The sequence below is a fragment of the Sphingomonas sp. SDUR79 genome (assembly GCF_056821745.1).
Genome location: NZ_JBPDIN010000001.1, coordinates 532283 through 549338 on the forward strand (window position 1 = coordinate 532283; position 17056 = coordinate 549338).

Genomic DNA, 17056 nt, shown 5'->3' on the forward strand with positions numbered 1-17056 from the left:
GATTTAGGGGGGATCGGCATGGCCGACATGTTCGACGCGATCGTCATCGGCTCAGGGGTGAGCGGCGGATGGGCGGCGAAGGAACTGACCGAAAAGGGGCTGCGCGTCCTGATGCTCGACCGCGGCGTGATGGTCGAGCATGGCGAGAATTACGATTATGACGGCAAGGCGCCGTTCGAGATTCCCGCGCGTGACATGATGCCCAAGCATCTGATCGACAGCGATTATTTCATCGCAAAGAACGGCTATATCGCGCCCTCCAGCCAGAAATTCTACAATAACGACCGATTGAACCCCTATGCCTATGGCGAGGGCGACAAATTCTACTGGATCCGTCCCGGCGCGGTTGGCGGCAAGTCGCTGATCTGGGGGCGCTGGAGCTTTCGCTGGTCGCCGGAGGATTTCGAGGCGAACAAGAAGGAGAATGTCGGGATCGACTGGCCGATCCGCTATGACGACCTCGCGCCCTGGTATGACTATGTCGAGAAGGTTGTCGGCGTATCCGGATCGCGCGAGAATCTGCCCCAACTCCCCGACAGCCTGTTCCAGCCGCCGATGCAGCTGAACGTCGCCGAGAAATGGCTCAAGGAACGGCTGGAAGCGAGCTCGCCCGGGCGAAAGCTGATCCCGTCGCGCCTGTCCAACATGACCGAGGACAAGCCCGACCAGGGGCGCAGCAAATGTCAGTTTCGCAACCAGTGCGGACGCGGCTGCTCATTCGGCGCCTATTTCTCGACCCAGGCGGTGACCTTGCCGCTGGCGCGCGCCACCGGCCGACTGACGCTCCGTCCGGACTCGGTGGTCACCAGCCTCGAATATGACGCGCCACGCCGCCGCGTGACCGGCGTGCGCGTGGTCGATGCGAAAACCAAACAGGTCGAGATCATTTCGGCGCGGATGGTGTTCCTGTGCGCCTCGGCGATGGCCTCGACCCAGATCCTGATGAACTCGCGCGCGCCGGGCAGCGGGAAGAGCCATTTCGACACCAGCGGCACGCTCGGCCGCTATGTGATGGATCACATTTTCCGGGTCGGCGCGGCGGGTGAAATCCCCGGGTTCGACCAATTCATCGAATATGGCCGTCGTCCCGGCGGCGTCTACATCCCGCGCTTCCGCAATGTCGGCGGCGAGGAGGGCGTCGGCTTCCGCCGCGGCTATGGCTATCAGGGCAGCGCGCGGCGCGAGCCGGCTCCGCCCAAGGGCTTCGGCGCGTCGATGAAGCAGGGGATGCGCGACTATGGGCCGTGGAAATTCGCCATGGGCGCGTTCGGCGAGTGCCTGCCCTATGAGGATAATCGGGTCAGCCTGCATGCCGACAAGGTCGACCGGTTCGGCGTCCCGCTGATGCGCTTCGACGTCCGCTTCCGCGACAACGAGATCCGCATGATGGACGATGCGCGGGCGGAGGGTGAGAAGATGCTGCGCGCCGCTGGTCTGCGCAACGTGCACAGCTGGCGCGGCGAGCATGTGCCGGGCGACGCGATCCACGAAATGGGCGGCGCGCGCATGGGCCATGACCCGCGTGAGGCGGTGCTCAACAAATGGAGCCAGGCGCATGACGCGGCCAATCTGTTCGTCACCGATGGCGCACAAATGGCGTCGGTGTCGTGCGTGAACCCGTCGCTGACGTTCATGGCGCTGACGGCACGCGCAGCCGACCATGCGGTAAAGCAGCTGAAGGCGGGCGCGATCTAGGCAATTGTGATCCACCCCGTTACGTCAGGCTGGTGAATGTGGACGCCACTGATCCCTGCTGACCGAAAAGCCAGTTAACCAAATGTCCGCTGACGCTGCAGCGCGCTTAGAGCCACCGCTCTGCGATCTGCCTGTCCTCAGCGGCGGCGGATCAAGAGTCTCCAATGATCTGAGCGCTCAATTTTGCCCTTTGTGGGGCACCAAAATTTCCGGGTCAGCGCGTTCTAAGTTCGAAACACGACCGTGCGCGCGCCGTTGAGCAGCACGCGATCGTCGAGGTGATAATGCACCGCCGTCGCCAGCACGCGGCGCTCGATGTCGCGCCCCTTGCGCACCAGATCGTCGGGCGTATCGGCGTGGGAGATCGCCTCGACATCCTGATGGATGATCGGGCCTTCATCCAGGTCTTCGGTGACGTAATGCGCGGTCGCTCCGATCATCTTCACGCCGCGCTGATACGCCTGGTGATAGGGCTTGGCCCCTTTGAACCCGGGCAGGAAGCTGTGGTGGATGTTGATGCAGCGGCCCGACAGGAACGCAGCGAGATCGTCGGACAGGATCTGCATGTAACGCGCCAGCACGACGAGTTCTGCGCCGGTGTCGGTGACGATCCCCTTGATCGCCGCCTCCTGCTCGGGCTTGGTCTCCGGCGTGATCGGAAGATGGTGATAGGGGATGTCGCCGATCATCGATGTCGCAAGCGCGCTGCGCGGGTGGTTGGAGACGATCCCGACCACATCCATCTTCAGCTCGCCGATGCGGCGGCGGTAGAGCAGATCGCCAAGGCAATGGTCGAATTTGGAAACCAGCATCAGCACGCGGGTCGGGCGCGAATTGACCCGGAACTTCCACTCCATGCCCCAGCTGGCGGCGAGGTCGGCAAAGCGCCCCTCGATCGCGGCAACCTCGCCTGCGGGTGCGTCGAACACCGTGCGCATGAAGAAGCCGCCGGTGATCGCATCATTATATTGCTGCGATTCGACGATGTTGCAGCCGGCATCGGTCAGGAACCCGGCGACCGCAGCGACGATGCCCTGCCGGTCGGTGCAGTGGAGCGTGATGGTGCAGGTCTCGGTCATGCGCTCGGGTCCAGTCCTGTCGCTCGCGCATAGCCGTCGATCCAGTCGAGCGTGCGCGCGAGCCCGCCAAAGGGGTAGAAATGCAGTCGCACCGGCCCATGGTCGGGCGTCAGCGCGGCTTCCAATATTGCGACGAAGCGATCGGGGCCAGCGCTTCCGATCAGGTTGCCGAGCGACAGGCCATATTTGCGCAGCACCGCCGTCGATGCCCCGACGCCGCATAGCGCGGCATAGCGCATCAGCGTCTTGATCCCGGCCGGTCCCGGCACGCCCAGCCGCACCGGCGCGTCGATCCCGCAGCGGCGCAGCGCGCTGAGCCACCGGACCACGGCATCGGCATCGAAGCCGAATTGCGTGACGATCAGCGGGGCCATGCCGCGCCGTTCGATCTCGTGGCATTTGCCGTCGAGCACCGCGAAACACTCGGCCTCGGTCATATTGGGATGGCCCTCGGGATGGCCCCCCACGCCAATCGCGCGGATGCCGCAGCGCTCGAATGCGCCCGTCGCGATCAGCGATGCACTGTCGGCAAATGGCCCGGCGGGCGTGGACGGGTCGCCCGCGACGACGAAGCAGCGTTGCACCCCGGCCTGTTCGACCGCGGCGGCCAGATAATCCTCGAACGCTGCGCCCGACCCGATCCGCCGCGCGGAGAAATGCGGCATCGGCTCAAACCCCAGCGCGCGGATCGTCTGCGCGGCGCGCACCCGTGCGTCGAGGGTCTCGCCCGGCAGGAAGGCGATGGCGATCGGCGTTGCCGGCGGGATGCGCGGTGCGACCGTGCGCAGGGCATCGGCATCCTTGGCGGTGATCTCGAGCGAATAGCCGTCGATCGCCGAAGTGGCGGGGCGCGACCAGTTGGGATGGATGAGGGGAGGGGGCACCGGATTCCTCGTCCTGAGTGGAGATTTGCCGTCTAGCGCGCGGACTCAAATTCGCATAGACGAATAATTCACGTATGCGGATTGAAACGGACTTGCGCGAAGACCTGCTGATCCTGCCAGGATTGATGTGCGACGCGGGCATGTTCGCGGCGACGCTGGCGGCGTTCCCGCAGGCGCGCGCGATCGACGACCATTATGCTGGTGCGGACACGATCGCGGCGATGGCGGAGCATGTCCTTGCCTCCGCGCCGGCTCGCTTCGCGCTGATCGGGCATTCGATGGGCGCGCGGGTCGCGCTGGAGGTCGTCGCCCGTGCGCCCGATCGCGTCACCCGGCTGATGCTCGCCGATACGGGTGTGCATGGCGTGCGTGCGGGCGAGGCAGAAAGCCGCCATGCGCTGCGCGACCTTGGCCGCCGCGAGGGGTTCGACCGGCTGGTCGATGCCTGGCTGCCGCCGATGGTCGGCGAAGCCGCGCGCGCCGATGCGGCGTTGATGGCGGCGCTGCGGGCCATGTGCCTGCGCGCAGGGCAAGCGGTGTTCGAGGCGCAGACGCATGCGCTGTTGCACCGTCCCGACACTGACGCCGTGCTGAAGGCGCTGGCCTGTCCTGTGGCCGTGGTCGTCGGTGCCGAAGACCAATGGTCCAGCGTCGCCCAGCACGAAGCGATCGCCGCGCGGATCGCCGGGGCGCAGCTCCATGTCATTCCCGGTGCTGGCCATATGGCACCGGCCGAGAAGCCCAAAGATTTCAACACCCTGATCCGGGAATGGCTGGACGCACGCGTCCCCGCCACGCCCCTCACAACCTGACCTTAGGAGAGGCACGACCATGACCGACAAGACGCTTCAGAACCTGCTCGACGAACAGGGCAATATCGTCGACTTCCTGCGCAATCAGCAGGTCGGCCCCAACGCCTATCCGGGCGTGCCGGCGGAATATTCCAACTGGCGCGACGAACAGCTGTCCTGGGCCAACACGGCGGTGCTGTTCAACCAGAGCTTCCACATGGTCGACCTGCTCGTCACCGGGCCGGACGCGTTTGAGATGCTGCACTATCTCGCGCCCAACAGCTTCAAGGGTTTCGTGCCGAACCGCGCCAAGCAGTTCGCGCCGGTCACCCCCGACGGCTATGTCATCGGCGACGTGATCCTGTTCTATCTTGAAGAGAACACGTTCGAGCTGGTCGGCCGCGCGCCGTCGATCGAGTGGGTCGAATTCCACGCAGCTTCGGGCAAATGGGACGTCAAGGTCGAGCGTGACGAGCGTACCGCCGCGCGGCCCGACAAGGACAATCGCCGCAACTATCGCTTCCAGCTGCAGGGCCCGAACGCGATGAAGGTGCTGGAAAAGGCGATGGGCGCGACCCCGCCCGAGCTCAAATTCTTCCACATGGCCCCGGTCGAGATCGCCGGCGTCGAAGTGCGCGCGCTGCGTCACGGCATGGTCGGCCAGCCGGGGTACGAGCTGTTCGGCCCGTGGAAGGATTATGACACGGTCCGCAACGCGCTGATCGAAGCGGGCAAGGACTTTGGCCTGACGCTGTGCGGCGGGCGCACCTATGCGTCGAACACGCTGGAATCGGGCTGGATCCCCTCGCCACTGCCGGCGATCTACACCGGCGACTCGCTCGCCGAATATCGCGCCTGGCTGTCGGCCAAATCCTATGAGGCGGGCGCGTCGGTCGGCGGCAGCTTCGTGTCCGAGCGGATCGAGGATTATTACCTGACGCCGTGGGATCTCGGCTATGGTCACATGGTCAAGTTCGACCATGATTTCATCGGTCGCGAGGCGCTCGAGCGGATGAAGGACCAGCCGCATCGCCGCAAGGTGACGCTGGCGCTCGATACGCAAGACATGCTGCGCGTGATGAGCTCGATGCTGCAAAAGGGCGATCGCGCCAAGTTCCTCGACTTCCCGAGCGCGGTCTATGCGATGCACCCCTATGACGCGGTGCTCAAGGATGGCCGTCCGGTCGGCATCTCGACCTGGATCGGCTACACCGCGAATGAAGGCCGTTTCCTGACGCTGGCGATGGTTGACGCGGACGTTGCCGAGCCCGGCACGGAAGTGACCTTCGTGTGGGGCGAGCCCGATGGCGGCACGCGCAAGCCGACGGTCGAGCGGCACGTGCAGGTCGAGATCAAGGCGACCGTCGCCCCCGCGCCCTATTCCGAAGTCGCGCGCGATTCCTATGCCGAGGGTTGGCGCACGCGCGGGTGATCAATCATCTCATTCCTCCCCTGAGCTTGCTCAGGGGAGGGGGACCGCGCCCGAAGGGCGTGGTGGAGGGGCGGCCGCGCAGACGGCCGTGAACAGCTCGGCAAATTCCGCCCTCTGCGAGGGCGGCCCCCTCCGTCAGCGCTGCGCGCTGCCACCTCCCCTGCGGGGCAGGGGAGGAATGGTTACGTCCCACTACGCCCCTGCGTCGATCGCGGCGCAGGCGACGGTGAGGCGGTCCATGATCTGCGCGCGCGCCTCCGCCGTGTGGCGCAGCTTGGGCAGCGCGACGGCGAGCGCGCCGACCGCGACGCCGTCGATCCGCACCACGCGCGCAATGCCGCACACGCCCAGCGTATATTCCTCATCGGTAAAGGCGAAGCCGGTATCGCGCACCGCCGCGATCTGATCGCGGAGCGTCACTTCGTCGGTGATCGTGCGCGGGGTGAACAGCGGACGGAAGGACTCGGTAAAATAGAGCGTCAGCGTGGGCTCATCCAAGCTCGACAGCAGCGCCTTGCCCGCCGCCATGCAATGCAGCGGCGCGCGCGCGCCGACGCTCACCGAGTAGCGCAGCGCCTGTTCGGCGGTCTCCGTGACCCGCGCCTCGATCTCCCACTCGGTCAGGGTGAAGAACGACGTGGTTTCGTTGAGCGACCGGCGCAGCGCGCGCACCTGCGGCGCGACGCGGTCCTCGATCGACATCGCGCTGGCGGGCATGCGCAGCCGGTCCAGCCCCGCCCCGGCGAGGTAGCGGCGGCCCTCGCGCCGCAGATAGGTCCGCTCGCAGAGGGTGGCGAGCAGATAGGACAGGCTGCTGACCGGGATCTGCAGCGCGGCGGCAATGTCCTGCGCCGCCACGCCTGAAGGATTGCCGACGACATATTCGATGATGTCGAGCGTCCGCATCGCGGACTTGACCGTCGGCTGGGTGGGTTTGGTCATTCGGCTTCCGTTGTTCAGAAGGTCAGACTACCCCGGCGCTCGGCAAATCGCCATCCGGCATCGGTGCGGATGAAGCGGTCGTGGAAGCTGCCGACCTTGGGCGCGCCGTCGCCGGTGAACAACAGCATCGCGGACTCGCCCACTGCATGATCGGCATCGATCACGTCGATGACGACATTGGAGCAGATGTGCCGCGTCGTGCGCGCGGGGCGGGCGAGGAACGCCGCCAGGATTGCCCCACGCCCCGCGATCCAGTCATCCGGCGCGGTCGGGCGGCTCATCCGGCCATCCTCGGCATACAGCTCGGCGACCTCGGCCCAATGCCTGGCATCGTTGAGATTGGCGTAGCGCGCGACCAGCTTGGCGCAGTCTGCCTCGATCGCGCGGGCGGCGTCCGGACTCACAGCCGCGCGTCCGCCAGATCCGCGCCCTCCCGCAGCGCGCGCAGCTTCTTCCACGTCACCTCGGGATCGATCTTGCCATAGCCGGCAAAGGTGCCGAAGCCGCAATCGGTGCTGGCGATCACCCGGTCCTTGCCGACGATGCGCGCATAGCGTTCGATCCGCTGCGCGATCAGTTCGGGATGTTCGACATAGTTGGAACATGTGTCGATCAGGCCGGGCGCGAGCAGCTTGTCGTCGGGCAGCGCCGCGTCACGCCACACCGTCCATTCATGCTCGTGACGCGGGTTCGCCGCCTCGAACAGGATCGTGCCCGGGCGCGCGGCGAGGACGATGTCGATGACCTTGTCGAGCGCGATGTCGCAATCATGCGGCCCTTCATAATTGCCCCAACAGACATGCATCCGCATCCGGTCGGCGGGGATGTTCGCGGTGGCGGCGTTGAGCGCTTCGACATTGGCGGCCGCGGTCGCCAGGAACTCGGCGTCGCTCTGGTCCTGGAACCCGGTGTGCCGCGACATGGCAAGGTCGGGGCAGTCGAGCTGAAGGTCGAATCCGGCGGCGATGATCGCCTGATATTCCGGGCGCATCGCATCGACCAGATCGGCCAGATACGCCTCGTGCGAGGGGTAGTGCCGGTTGACCTGAAACGCCGTGATCAGTCCGGGCGAGGCGGCGTTCATGAACCCGCGCACCCCGCCACCAGCCTTGTCGAGCGCATGGCGGAAGCGGCGGATATCGTCGTGCAGCGGGTCGAGCGTCTTCAGCCGCACCGGGCCGATGCACGATGCGCGGGTAAATTCCTGCGACCCCATGATCGCCGACAGCTTGCGGGCAAGGCCGGGATGCGCGGCAAGGTCGGCGGCGGGGCGGCGGTCGATATGCCCGCCAAACCCCTCCAGCCGTTCGATCATATATGTCGAATAGCCGACCTTCCCCAATTCACCATCGCTGACGATGGTGACCCCGCATGCGACCTGCTGTGCCACGGCTTCATCGACCGCTGCCTGAACGCGCGTGTCGAATAGCGCCGCATCATAAGGCTCACCCTTGTCGCGGGCGAGCAGCAGCGGCGTCAGTTCGTCTCCGCGCGGAAGGCTGCCCACATGCGTCGTCGCGATCATCCACCGTCTCCCTGTTCCAGAATCCGGTGATGGCATCGTTTCACGGATGTGCAAGCATCATATCCGCGAATTTACTCGGTGGAGTTGCGGATCAGATCGATCAGCCAGCGCAGCCCCGGATCGTTGCTGCGCGTGACATGATATTGCGCCATTTCCACCAGTGGCGGGATCGGCAGCGGCGGCGCGACAGCGACCAGCGGGAAGTTACGCGCCATCTGCGCCGCCAGCCGCCCCTGGATCAGCGCCAGCCAGTCGGTGTCCTGCAACAGCCACGGTAGCATGCCGAAATTGGGCGCGATCATCGCGACGCGCCGCTGGATGCCCATGCGATCGAGATAGGCGTCGCCAAAGCTCGGCAACCGCTCGTCGCCGATCGCGACATGGACATGATCGTATTCCAGCATCGCCGCCAATGTCGGTTCACTGATCAGCGCCGGATGCCCCGCGCGCCCGACCAGCCGGTATTCGTCCTCGAACAACCGCTCCGAGGGCAATTCGGGCGTCACATATTCCTGCAGCGTGATGAGCAGGTCGATCCCGCCGCTTTCGAGCAGCTCGATCCGCCGCGGGCTCGGCAGCAGCAATTCGATCCGCACCCCCGGCGCGGTCGTGGCAAGGCGGGTGACGATCGGGAACAGGATCGATGTCGCGATATAGTCCGACGTCATGATCCGGAAATTCCGGTTGGTCGTCGCTGGATCGAAATGGCGCGAGGTCGCGATCACGCCCTCCATCGTCTCCAGCGCCTGCCGCACCTGCGGCAACAGCGTTTCGGCAAAGGGCGTCGGATACATCCGCTTGTTGCGCGCGATCAGCAGTTCGTCGCCGAAATAGCTGCGCAGCCGCGCCAGCGCGTTGCTCATCGCCGGCTGGCTGAGGTTCAACCGCTCCGCCGCGCGCGAGACGCTGCGATCGCTCATCAGCGCCTCGAACGCGACGATCAGGTTGAGGTCGAGTCCCTTGAAGCGCATCGCCGATCCATCATTGAGATCAATCAAAATGGATCAGAACTATAAGTTTTTCAATGCTCCGGCTTGGCGGTAGGTCATGCGCAACCAAATCTGGAGCAGGATGCATGAGCAGAGTAAGCGAAATCCGCTATGTCGGATATGCCGTCACGGCGCTGGAGGAAGAACGCGCCTTCTACGCCGATGTCTGGGGGCTGGAATCGGTCCCGTCGGACGATGGCATGGTCTATTTCAAGGCGCAGGGGCATGACGAGCATCATGTCGTCCGGTTGCGCGCGGCGGATACCAAGCGGATCGACGTGATCGCGCTGGCGGCGGACAGCCGCGCCGATGTCGACGCGCTGCACGTCAAGGTGCAGGACGCTGGCTGCCAGATCATCCACGCCCCGCGTGACATGACCGCGCCGGGCGGCGGCTATGGCTTCCGCTTCTTCTCCCCCGATGGCCTCCCGTTCGAGATTTCGAGCGATGTCGCGCGCGGACCGAGCCGTGAAATGGTCCGCTGGGACGGCGTGCCGCAGAAGATCAGCCACATCGTCCTTCACTCGCCCGACCATCAGGCGATGGTTCGGTTCTTCGTCGAGGTGCTCGGCTTCCGCGTCAGCGACTGGCTGGGCGATTTCATGTGCTTCCTGCGTTGCAACAGCGCGCATCACCGCATCGCGCTCCTGCCCGGACCCGCCTGCCTCAACCATGTCGCCTATGACATGCTGACGGTGGACGACATGATGCGCGGCATCAGCCGCCTGCGGAAGAAGGGCACCGATATCCGCTGGGGCCCGGGGCGGCACACGGCGGGCAACAACACCTTCAGCTATTTCACCACGCCGAGCGGCTTCGCGGTCGAATATACCTCGGAGCTGGAGGAGGTCGATTTCGAGACGCATGTCGACCAGGTTCATGTCCCCGGACCGCAAGTGATGGACCAGTGGGGCGTCGGCGTCGGCGGCCCGCAGACCATGCCGCATCCCGAGGCCGATGCCGGCCTGTTCCAGGCAGCGGAGGCTTAAGTCATGGCATTGTTTGAATATTTCCCGAACTATATCTGGAACCTCTCGGTCGCGATCGCGCTCGAGAGCGGCGGGCGCATCGGCGAGATCGTCGATATGTGCCAGCCGATCAAGGACGCGGCTGCGTCCGGTTCGGACGCCGGTACGCCGCAGTTCATGGCCAAATGGGTCGAGATGGGCGACAAGCTGATCGGCCTGGCGGATGAGGATGAGGCCGCTGGCCGCGGCTTCTCCGCCTCCGACAAGCTCGAACGCGCGTCGCTTTATCTGCTCGTGGCCGAGCGGATGCAGGGCCATGGCCATCCGGGTCGCGTCGAAACCTATGCCCGCGCGCTCGATGCCTTCGCCCGCTCGACCCGGCTCGGTTCGATCAACCGTGAGCGGGTCGAGATCCCGCTCACCACCGGCACCATGCCAGCGCTCTACACCCGCGCCGAAGGGCCGGGGCCGCATCCGGTGGTCGTCTATTGCAACGGCCTCGATAGCTGCAAGGAACTGCTCTATTGGTCGCGCCTGCCTGAAGCGCTGGCGAAGCGCGGCATCTCGACCCTGTGCGTCGACCAGCCGGGGACCGGTGAGGCGCTGCGGCTGCAGAACCTCCCCGTCGATCCGCATAGCGAGAATTGGGCGAGCAAGGCGATCGACTGGCTGGAAACCCAGAGCGACGTCGATCCCAAGCGCATCGGCATGACCGGCATCTCGCTCGGCGGCCATTTCGCCCCGCGCGCTGTCGCCTATGAACCGCGCTTCGCCAGCGGCGCATGCTGGGGTGCCAACCACAATTGGGCCGAGGTGCAGCAGAAGCGCCTGAAGCGTGAGGGCGAGAACCCGGTCCCGCATTACTGGGCGCACGTCATCTGGGCGTTCGGTGCGAAGGACATGGACGACTTCCTCGCCAAGGCGGAGGACATGAACCTCAACGGCCATATGGGCGGCGTGAAGGTCCCCTTCCTCGTCACCCATGGCGCCAAGGACCGCCAGATCAGCGTCGATTATGCGCAGGACTGCTATGACCAGCTGATCAACTCGCCCCGCCGCGAACTCAAGCTGTTCACCGAGCGCGAGGGCGGAGTCGAACATGTCGGCGCCGACAATATGAGCTTTGGCCGCGACTATATCGCCGACTGGTTTGCCGACACGCTGGGCGGGAAGCTGTCCTGATGCGCCTCGCGACATTGCGGAGCGGCGGGCGCGACGGGACGCTGGTCGCGGTCAGCCACGACGGCGCACGGGTTGCGCCGGTCGCGGGCTATGCGACGCTGCAGGCCGCGCTCGACGATTGGGATGCGGCGCAGGGCGCGCTGACCGCGGCGGTCGAAGCGGCGGAGAGCGGTGAGGCGGTCCAGCCGGACGATTTCGCCGCGCCGCTGCCGCGCGCGTGGCAATGGCTCGACGGATCGGCCTTCGCCAATCACGGCGCGCTGATGCAGCTTGCCTTTGGCCATGCTCCGATCGAGACCGACCTGCCGCTGATGTATCAGGGGATGAGCCACGAATTCATCGCCCCGACCGCGGACGTGCCGCTCCCGAGCGAAGCCGACGGCATCGATTTCGAGGGCGAGTTCGGCGTCATCACCGGCGACGTGCCGATGGGCTGCTCCACCGACGAGGCGCTGGCCTATGTCCGGCTGGTGGTGCTGATCAACGACTGGTCGCTGCGCGCCATCGCGATCCCCGAGATGAAGACCGGCTTTGGCTGGGTGCAGGCCAAGCCCGCATGCAGCGTCGCGCCGTTCGCGGTCACCCCCGATGCGCTGGGCGATGCGTGGCGCGACGGCCGCGTGCACCTGCCGCTGACGGTCGAGGTCGATGGCCAATGGTTCGGCAGCCCCAATGGCGCAGCGATGGGCTATGGCTTTCACGAGCTGATCGCCCACGCCGCCCGCACCCGCTCGCTACCCGCCGGCACCATCATCGGTTCGGGAACGGTGTCGAACGCAGAGCATGAGACGGTCGGATCGACCTGCATGTCCGAACGCCGCGCGATCGAGATGATCGCCCATGGCACGCCGCAGACGCCGTTCCTGTCATTCGGCAGCCGCGTCGCGATGCGGGCAGGGGAGGGCGCGTCGCCCTTCGGAGCAATCGATCAGCGGGTGGTGAAGGGGTAGCTCCCAAACATCCGTTTGCCCTGAGCCTGTCGAAGGGCGTTTCCAACCGCCATTGACGGTAGGAAATGTGCTTCGACAAGCTCAGCACAAACGGAGTTGGAGTTTCCCTAACTCCCGTCCGAAATGAGCGTCCCGCCATCGACCACGATGGTCTGGCCAGTGGTAAACCCGCCCGCGTCGCTGGCGAGGTAGAGCGCGGTCGCCGCAATCTCGTCCGGGGATCCGGCGCGGCGTAGCGGGGTCATCCCCAGCCGCCGTGCGGCGCGCTCCGGGCTCGACAGGATTGCGCCCGCCCAGTCGGTCTCGATCAGCCCCGGCGCAATGGCGTTGGCGCGCACGCCCGACGGCCCCCATTCGACCGCGAGGTTGCGCGCGAGCTGCGCCAGCGCCGCCTTGGTCATTCCGTAATGGCCGAGCATCGCATTGCCGCGCAGCCCGGCGATGCTCGACAACAACACGATGCTGCCCCGCCCGCGCGCCGCCATCGCCGGGGCGATATGCCCGGTCAGCCTGAGCGGGTGGAGCAGGTTGATCGCGTAGAGCCGCTCGCGCTCCTCCTCGTCCAGCGCGTGCAGCGGTGACGCTTGTCCCGCGATCCCGGCATTGCAGACGAGAATGTCGATGCCGCCGGTCCGCGCCTCGGCCTGCTCCGCAAGGCGCGCAATCGCTACAGCGTCGCCAACGTCGGTCGGGATCGAGATGCCGCCCAGTTCCCCGGCCAGCGCATCGCACGCCGGGGCATCGATATCGGCCAGCACCAGCCGCGCGCCCGCACCCGCAAAGAGCCGCGCAATCGCCAGACCGATCCCCCGCACCGGCCCGGTGATCAGCGCGGTCCGCCCATCCAGGCGAAAGGCCGATAACGCGTCAGAGGTCGGCAAGCACCGCCTCCACCAGCTGTGTCAGGCTGCCGTCATGCCGAAAGCCGAGCGCATCGGCGCGGGGCGTGCGCAGCGCGGGATAGCTCCCGAATGTCGCGCGCGTCGCCGGAATCTCCTCGAACCGGATGCCAGAGACATCGCCATGACGCGCCAGTTCCGCCACCAGATCCCCGATCGTCACGCGCAACGCGGGAAGCGTCACCGCCTCCTGCGCGGTTCGCTCGCCAAGCGCCGCTGCCACCAGGTTGGTCGCACAGCACCGCACCGACATCAGCCAACTGGTCGCATTGGCAGCCACCGGCACGCACAATGGCGTCCCGGCCAGCGCCGTGTGGAAGATATCGCTGAGAAAGGCTGAGCCGAACCCGCGGGCTGCTGCCGGGCGGGCGACGATGCCGGGCAGCCGCAATGCGAAGCCAGACACCGTGCCGCGCCGGACGGCATCGGCAAAGGCCAGTTCCACCATGCGCTTGTGCGTGCCGTAAACACTGGTCGGTGTGGGAACGGTCGCGTCATCGACCGTGTCGGGCAGCACGCCGCCCAACACTCCGATCGAGCCCGCGATCACCAGCCTGCGCCCGCGCATCGCCTCGATCAGCGTCAGCGGCACGTCAAGGTTGATCGCGCGTGACGCCTCGGGATTCCGCTCGGCTGCGCCGCCCGGCAGCGCGGCAAGATGCAGCACCGCATCGACGCGTGGCGCCGTCAGCGCCGCGATCACCGCCGGATCGGTCAGATCACCTGCGAGGGTTTCGTGCCCGTCGAACCCAGCCACCTCCCGGTCGGCGAGCAACAGCTCGATCTCCGGATGCTGTGCGGCGAGCTGCCGCACGACCGTCCGGCCGACGAACCCCGCCGCGCCGGTGATCGCGAGCATCATTACCGCTTCAGTTCCGGCGCGAATTCGCCGTCGATCAGGATGAAGGCGATGCGGCAATTGGCGTCCGAGCGGTTCGACCAGCCATGGTTGGTGCCGCGCTGGATCACGATATCGCCCGCGCGCACGGTGACCTCACCCTCGTCCATGATCAGCACCAGCTCGCCCTCCAGCACGATGCCGTAATCAATCGTCTCGGTGCGGTGCATCAGCGCGTGACGGCTGCCCTCGCCCGAATGCGCCGATGCGTCGCCCGCGCCGACCTCGGCGAAATGCGCCTGCGCCTCTTCGGGCGACATGGTACGGATCTCGTCATTCTCGGGCGGGATGTCGAGCACGCGGATGCGCGTGCCACCCTTGGGCGGGGCGAGCTTGATGCCATCTTCATGCGGTTCGCCCGATGCGGCGTCGAGCAGCGCCGGGGTTTGCTGCGTGTTCCAGATTTCGTGGAACATCGGCCCCGAGGGGCCACCGATCTGCTGTACGCGCGGTGCGGCGCCATCCTCCTGGATGATCGCGCGACCGCTCGCGTCATGGCCGGTGACAACGCGGCGAACGGGCTTGGTCATGTTCATGCTCCTTGAGTGGCAGTGCCGCGACGCAGCAGCGCAATGACTGCACCGATACCAGCCGCAGCGGCATAAAAGAGGAAGACCCCCGGCAGGCCGCCGAGCACGCCCGAGAGTGCAACCGCGACGATCGGCGCGACGAACTGGGCGAGGAAGAACGACCCGGTCCACACACCCGTCCCGCGCCCACGCGTCTCGGGCGGAAGACGACGCAGCACCCAGGCGAGCATCGTCGGGAGCATCAGGCCATTGCCGATCGAGATCACCACGGCGCACGCCGCAGTCAGCGCAAAGCTCTCGGAGAGCGCAATGCCGACATAGCCGAGCGCGACCAGCGGCAAGCCGATCGACAGCAAGGTCTCGCCCGACCAGCCCTTGAGCCGCCCGAACAGCATCGACCCCGCCATTACGCCAAGGTTCGCCGCCGAACCCGCCAGCCCGATCGTGGCGGGCGAGGTAACCCCCGTCGCCTCGATCACCGGGCCGAGCTGGACGATCAGCGTGTAGAACAGCATCCCGATGCCAAAGGTGATCGCGACCAGCATCGCGATACCCTGTGCCTTGCCCGCTGTTGCCGGGGCAGTCGCGACAGTCTTGGCCGGTTCAAACAGGATCATCGCCGCGGCCACCGCCACGGGGAGCGCCAGCAGATACAGCCAGAACGGCCCGCGTGACCCCAACGCCTCACCCAGCGCGCCGCCCGCCGCGATCAGCACGATCGCGCTGACGCTGGCGGTTGCGATCTGGATCGACACCCAGCGCTCGCGCCGCTCGCCGGTGAAATAGTCCCCGACCAATGCCGTCGCGACGGTCATGATGATCGCCTCGGTCACCCCCAGCGCCACGCGCGCGGCGAGGATCATGCGCAGATCCTCGAGCAGCAGCGGCAACAACCCGAAACCCGCATAGCCAACCAGCGCAGCGATCAGCAGCCGCTTGCGCCCAACCTTGTCCGACAGCCACCCGGCGACCGGCGAAAACAGCGCCACGCACAACGCGGGTATGGTCAGCGCCATCGGCACCAGAACCGCCGCACCCGGCACGCCCGCAAATTCGCGCAGCAACAGCGGCAGCACCGGCACCAGCGCGATGATCGCCATGGTCGGCATCACCGCGGTCAGCATCAGGATCACGCCATGGCGGGTCGTCGCTTGCTGGGTCATTGGACGGTCCTCAGATGGGTTGGGCTACAACTTCGAACATCTCGTGCGTCGCCTTGGCATTATCGACCGGCGGCCCCTTGCCGATCTGGCCCATGCAAATCGCCAGGCTGGAGCGGACGATATAGGCGCAGCGGTCGAAGCGGCGGTTGCGATAGGCGGTCAGCGCGGTCTCGACATCGTCGTGCCGCGCCAGCTCTTCGGCCAGCACCAGGCTGTCCTCGATCGCCATCCCTGCGCCTTGGCCCAGATGCGGCGTGGTCGCGTGCACCGCGTCGCCGAGCAGCGCGATCCGCCCGCGATGCCACTCGCCCTCGACCATCATCCCTTCGAGCGGGCGATAGACCACGCCGTCATCATCGGTGACCAGCTCGGAAAGCTCGCGGATATAGGGCGCGCAACTTGCCATCTTCGACCGCATCAACGCCGCCAGCCCTTCGCGCGGGTAACGCGGATTGTCGGGCTCGGGCGTGGTCACATAGATGTACATCAGGTCTTCGGAAATCGGCACCAGCCCGACCCCGGTCGGCCCGTTATACGCCTGCAGCGCGTCGAGATCGGCCGGGCGGGGCAGGTTGTAGCGCCACACTGCCTGACCCGTGAATTGCGGCCCGGCCAGCTCCGGGAACAGCGCGGCCCGCGTCTGCGAGTAAACCCCATCGGCCCCGATCACGAGGTCAAAGCGCGCCTGCTCGCCATTGGACAAGGTCGCATCGACGCCTGCGCCATCGTCGCGCAGCTTCGTCGCGGTAACGCCCAGCAGCACCTTGGCACCGCTGGCGATCGTGCGGTCGCCCAGGATCTTGTGCAGCGCCGGGCGGCTGATGCCCATATTCGCCGGATAACCGTCGACCAGGCGCGGCGTCGGCACGCGCGCGACCTTGACTCCCGTCGGCGTGAAAATCTCCACCGCGTCGAAGCCGACACCCGACGCCACATATTCGTCGATCAGCCCCAGCTGCGCCATCGCGCGGATCACGTTCGATTGCTGGATGATGCCGACGCCATAGACCGACCAGTTGGGATCGCGCTCGATCACCGTGACGTCAAAGCCTTTGGCGCGCAGCGCGATGGCGGCGGTCAGGCCGCCAATGCCGCCGCCGATGACGAGAATGTTACCGGATTGCATGTC

17 protein-coding genes are annotated in these 17056 nt (G+C 66.2%); 6 read left to right on the forward strand and 11 right to left on the reverse strand.

Annotated elements, in window-relative coordinates; translation table 11 throughout:
• Positions 1–18: 18 nt before the first annotated feature.
• Entirely contained in the window at positions 19–1695 is a 1677-nt protein-coding gene (locus ACRYLO_RS02420; RefSeq protein ID WP_482658693.1) for a GMC oxidoreductase, read from the forward strand.
• A gap of 224 nt (positions 1696–1919) precedes the next feature.
• Here the strand turns inward: ACRYLO_RS02420 and purU are convergent, their stop codons facing one another.
• Positions 1920–2774 (reverse strand): formyltetrahydrofolate deformylase, encoded by an 855-nt coding sequence (gene purU, locus ACRYLO_RS02425; protein ID WP_482658694.1) that lies wholly within the window; start codon positions 2772–2774, stop codon positions 1920–1922.
• Positions 2771–3658 (reverse strand): methylenetetrahydrofolate reductase, encoded by an 888-nt coding sequence (locus tag ACRYLO_RS02430; protein ID WP_482658695.1) that lies wholly within the window; start codon positions 3656–3658, stop codon positions 2771–2773. Before ACRYLO_RS02430 ends, purU begins: the two co-directional genes overlap by 4 nt.
• 74 nt (positions 3659–3732) lie before the next feature.
• Here ACRYLO_RS02430 and ACRYLO_RS02435 point away from each other — a divergent pair, with 74 nt between their 5' ends.
• A complete protein-coding gene (locus ACRYLO_RS02435) occupies positions 3733–4470 on the forward strand; it encodes an alpha/beta fold hydrolase (RefSeq protein WP_482658696.1) in 738 nt (245 codons plus the stop codon).
• A 19-nt stretch (positions 4471–4489) separates the two neighbouring features.
• The gene (gene desA, locus ACRYLO_RS02440) at positions 4490–5881 is read left to right on the forward strand and encodes a syringate O-demethylase (RefSeq protein ID WP_482658697.1); all 1392 of its coding nucleotides are present in this window, start codon (positions 4490–4492) and stop codon (positions 5879–5881) included.
• Positions 5882–6073: 192 nt separating this feature from the next.
• On the opposite strand, the gene ACRYLO_RS02445 is transcribed toward desA, so the two are convergent.
• From ACRYLO_RS02445 to ACRYLO_RS02460, 4 genes are all read right to left on the reverse strand, one after another.
• Entirely contained in the window at positions 6074–6823 is a 750-nt protein-coding gene (locus ACRYLO_RS02445; protein ID WP_482658698.1) for an IclR family transcriptional regulator, read from the reverse strand.
• 14 nt (positions 6824–6837) lie between these two features.
• The gene (locus tag ACRYLO_RS02450; RefSeq protein WP_482658699.1) at positions 6838–7227 is read right to left on the reverse strand and encodes a nuclear transport factor 2 family protein; all 390 of its coding nucleotides are present in this window, start codon (positions 7225–7227) and stop codon (positions 6838–6840) included.
• Positions 7224–8348: a cobalamin-independent methionine synthase II family protein gene (locus ACRYLO_RS02455; RefSeq protein ID WP_482658700.1), complete on the reverse strand. Its 1125-nt coding sequence runs from the start codon at positions 8346–8348 to the stop codon at positions 7224–7226. The genes ACRYLO_RS02450 and ACRYLO_RS02455 overlap by 4 nt, the downstream gene beginning before the upstream one ends.
• A 71-nt stretch (positions 8349–8419) precedes the next feature.
• Entirely contained in the window at positions 8420–9319 is a 900-nt protein-coding gene (locus ACRYLO_RS02460) for a LysR family transcriptional regulator (RefSeq protein WP_482658701.1), read from the reverse strand.
• Between the two features lie 104 nt (positions 9320–9423).
• Here ACRYLO_RS02460 and ACRYLO_RS02465 point away from each other — a divergent pair, with 104 nt between their 5' ends.
• The 3 genes from ACRYLO_RS02465 to ACRYLO_RS02475 are packed head-to-tail and all read left to right on the forward strand — an operon-like array spanning position 9424 to position 12437.
• On the forward strand, positions 9424–10326 hold the full coding sequence (locus ACRYLO_RS02465; RefSeq protein WP_482658702.1) for a VOC family protein: 903 nt from the start codon (positions 9424–9426) through the stop codon (positions 10324–10326).
• A 3-nt stretch (positions 10327–10329) separates the two neighbouring features.
• Complete coding sequence (locus tag ACRYLO_RS02470; RefSeq protein WP_482658703.1) at positions 10330–11487, forward strand: alpha/beta hydrolase family protein; 1158 nt, start codon at positions 10330–10332, stop codon at positions 11485–11487.
• Positions 11487–12437, forward strand: a complete 951-nt coding sequence (locus tag ACRYLO_RS02475) for a fumarylacetoacetate hydrolase family protein (RefSeq protein ID WP_482658704.1) — start codon at positions 11487–11489, stop codon at positions 12435–12437. Before ACRYLO_RS02470 ends, ACRYLO_RS02475 begins: the two co-directional genes overlap by 1 nt.
• A gap of 107 nt (positions 12438–12544) precedes the next feature.
• Here ACRYLO_RS02475 and ACRYLO_RS02480 read toward each other — a convergent pair whose 3' ends face one another.
• From ACRYLO_RS02480 to ACRYLO_RS02500, 5 genes are read right to left on the reverse strand one after another with little or no spacing between them, the layout of a single operon-like run.
• The gene (locus ACRYLO_RS02480; RefSeq protein WP_482658705.1) at positions 12545–13318 is read right to left on the reverse strand and encodes an SDR family NAD(P)-dependent oxidoreductase; all 774 of its coding nucleotides are present in this window, start codon (positions 13316–13318) and stop codon (positions 12545–12547) included.
• Complete coding sequence (locus ACRYLO_RS02485) at positions 13305–14195, reverse strand: NAD-dependent epimerase/dehydratase family protein (protein ID WP_482658706.1); 891 nt, start codon at positions 14193–14195, stop codon at positions 13305–13307. The genes ACRYLO_RS02480 and ACRYLO_RS02485 overlap by 14 nt, the downstream gene beginning before the upstream one ends.
• Positions 14196–14197: 2 nt before the next feature.
• Positions 14198–14764, reverse strand: a complete 567-nt coding sequence (locus ACRYLO_RS02490) for a cupin domain-containing protein (RefSeq protein ID WP_482658707.1) — start codon at positions 14762–14764, stop codon at positions 14198–14200.
• A 2-nt stretch (positions 14765–14766) separates the two neighbouring features.
• Entirely contained in the window at positions 14767–15927 is a 1161-nt protein-coding gene (locus ACRYLO_RS02495) for an MFS transporter (RefSeq protein ID WP_482658708.1), read from the reverse strand.
• Positions 15928–15937: 10 nt separating this feature from the next.
• Positions 15938–17053 carry an FAD-dependent oxidoreductase gene (locus ACRYLO_RS02500; protein ID WP_482658709.1) on the reverse strand — a complete coding sequence of 372 codons (1116 nt, stop codon included), beginning with the start codon at positions 17051–17053 and terminating at the stop codon, positions 15938–15940.
• Positions 17054–17056 lie beyond the last annotated feature (3 nt).

Coding starts and splice junctions, on each gene's coding strand:
- ACRYLO_RS02420 (WP_482658693.1), top strand. CDS start 19: ATGGCCGACATGTTCGACGCGATCGTCATCGGCTCAGGGGTGAGCGGC.
- purU (WP_482658694.1), bottom strand. CDS start 2,774: ATGACCGAGACCTGCACCATCACGCTCCACTGCACCGACCGGCAGGGC.
- ACRYLO_RS02435 (WP_482658696.1), top strand. CDS start 3,733: ATGCGGATTGAAACGGACTTGCGCGAAGACCTGCTGATCCTGCCAGGA.
- desA (WP_482658697.1), top strand. CDS start 4,490: ATGACCGACAAGACGCTTCAGAACCTGCTCGACGAACAGGGCAATATC.
- ACRYLO_RS02445 (WP_482658698.1), bottom strand. CDS start 6,823: ATGACCAAACCCACCCAGCCGACGGTCAAGTCCGCGATGCGGACGCTC.
- ACRYLO_RS02455 (WP_482658700.1), bottom strand. CDS start 8,348: ATGATCGCGACGACGCATGTGGGCAGCCTTCCGCGCGGAGACGAACTG.
- ACRYLO_RS02460 (WP_482658701.1), bottom strand. CDS start 9,319: ATGCGCTTCAAGGGACTCGACCTCAACCTGATCGTCGCGTTCGAGGCG.
- ACRYLO_RS02465 (WP_482658702.1), top strand. CDS start 9,424: ATGAGCAGAGTAAGCGAAATCCGCTATGTCGGATATGCCGTCACGGCG.
- ACRYLO_RS02470 (WP_482658703.1), top strand. CDS start 10,330: ATGGCATTGTTTGAATATTTCCCGAACTATATCTGGAACCTCTCGGTC.
- ACRYLO_RS02475 (WP_482658704.1), top strand. CDS start 11,487: ATGCGCCTCGCGACATTGCGGAGCGGCGGGCGCGACGGGACGCTGGTC.
- ACRYLO_RS02485 (WP_482658706.1), bottom strand. CDS start 14,195: ATGCTCGCGATCACCGGCGCGGCGGGGTTCGTCGGCCGGACGGTCGTG.
- ACRYLO_RS02490 (WP_482658707.1), bottom strand. CDS start 14,764: ATGACCAAGCCCGTTCGCCGCGTTGTCACCGGCCATGACGCGAGCGGT.
- ACRYLO_RS02495 (WP_482658708.1), bottom strand. CDS start 15,927: ATGACCCAGCAAGCGACGACCCGCCATGGCGTGATCCTGATGCTGACC.
- ACRYLO_RS02500 (WP_482658709.1), bottom strand. CDS start 17,053: ATGCAATCCGGTAACATTCTCGTCATCGGCGGCGGCATTGGCGGCCTG.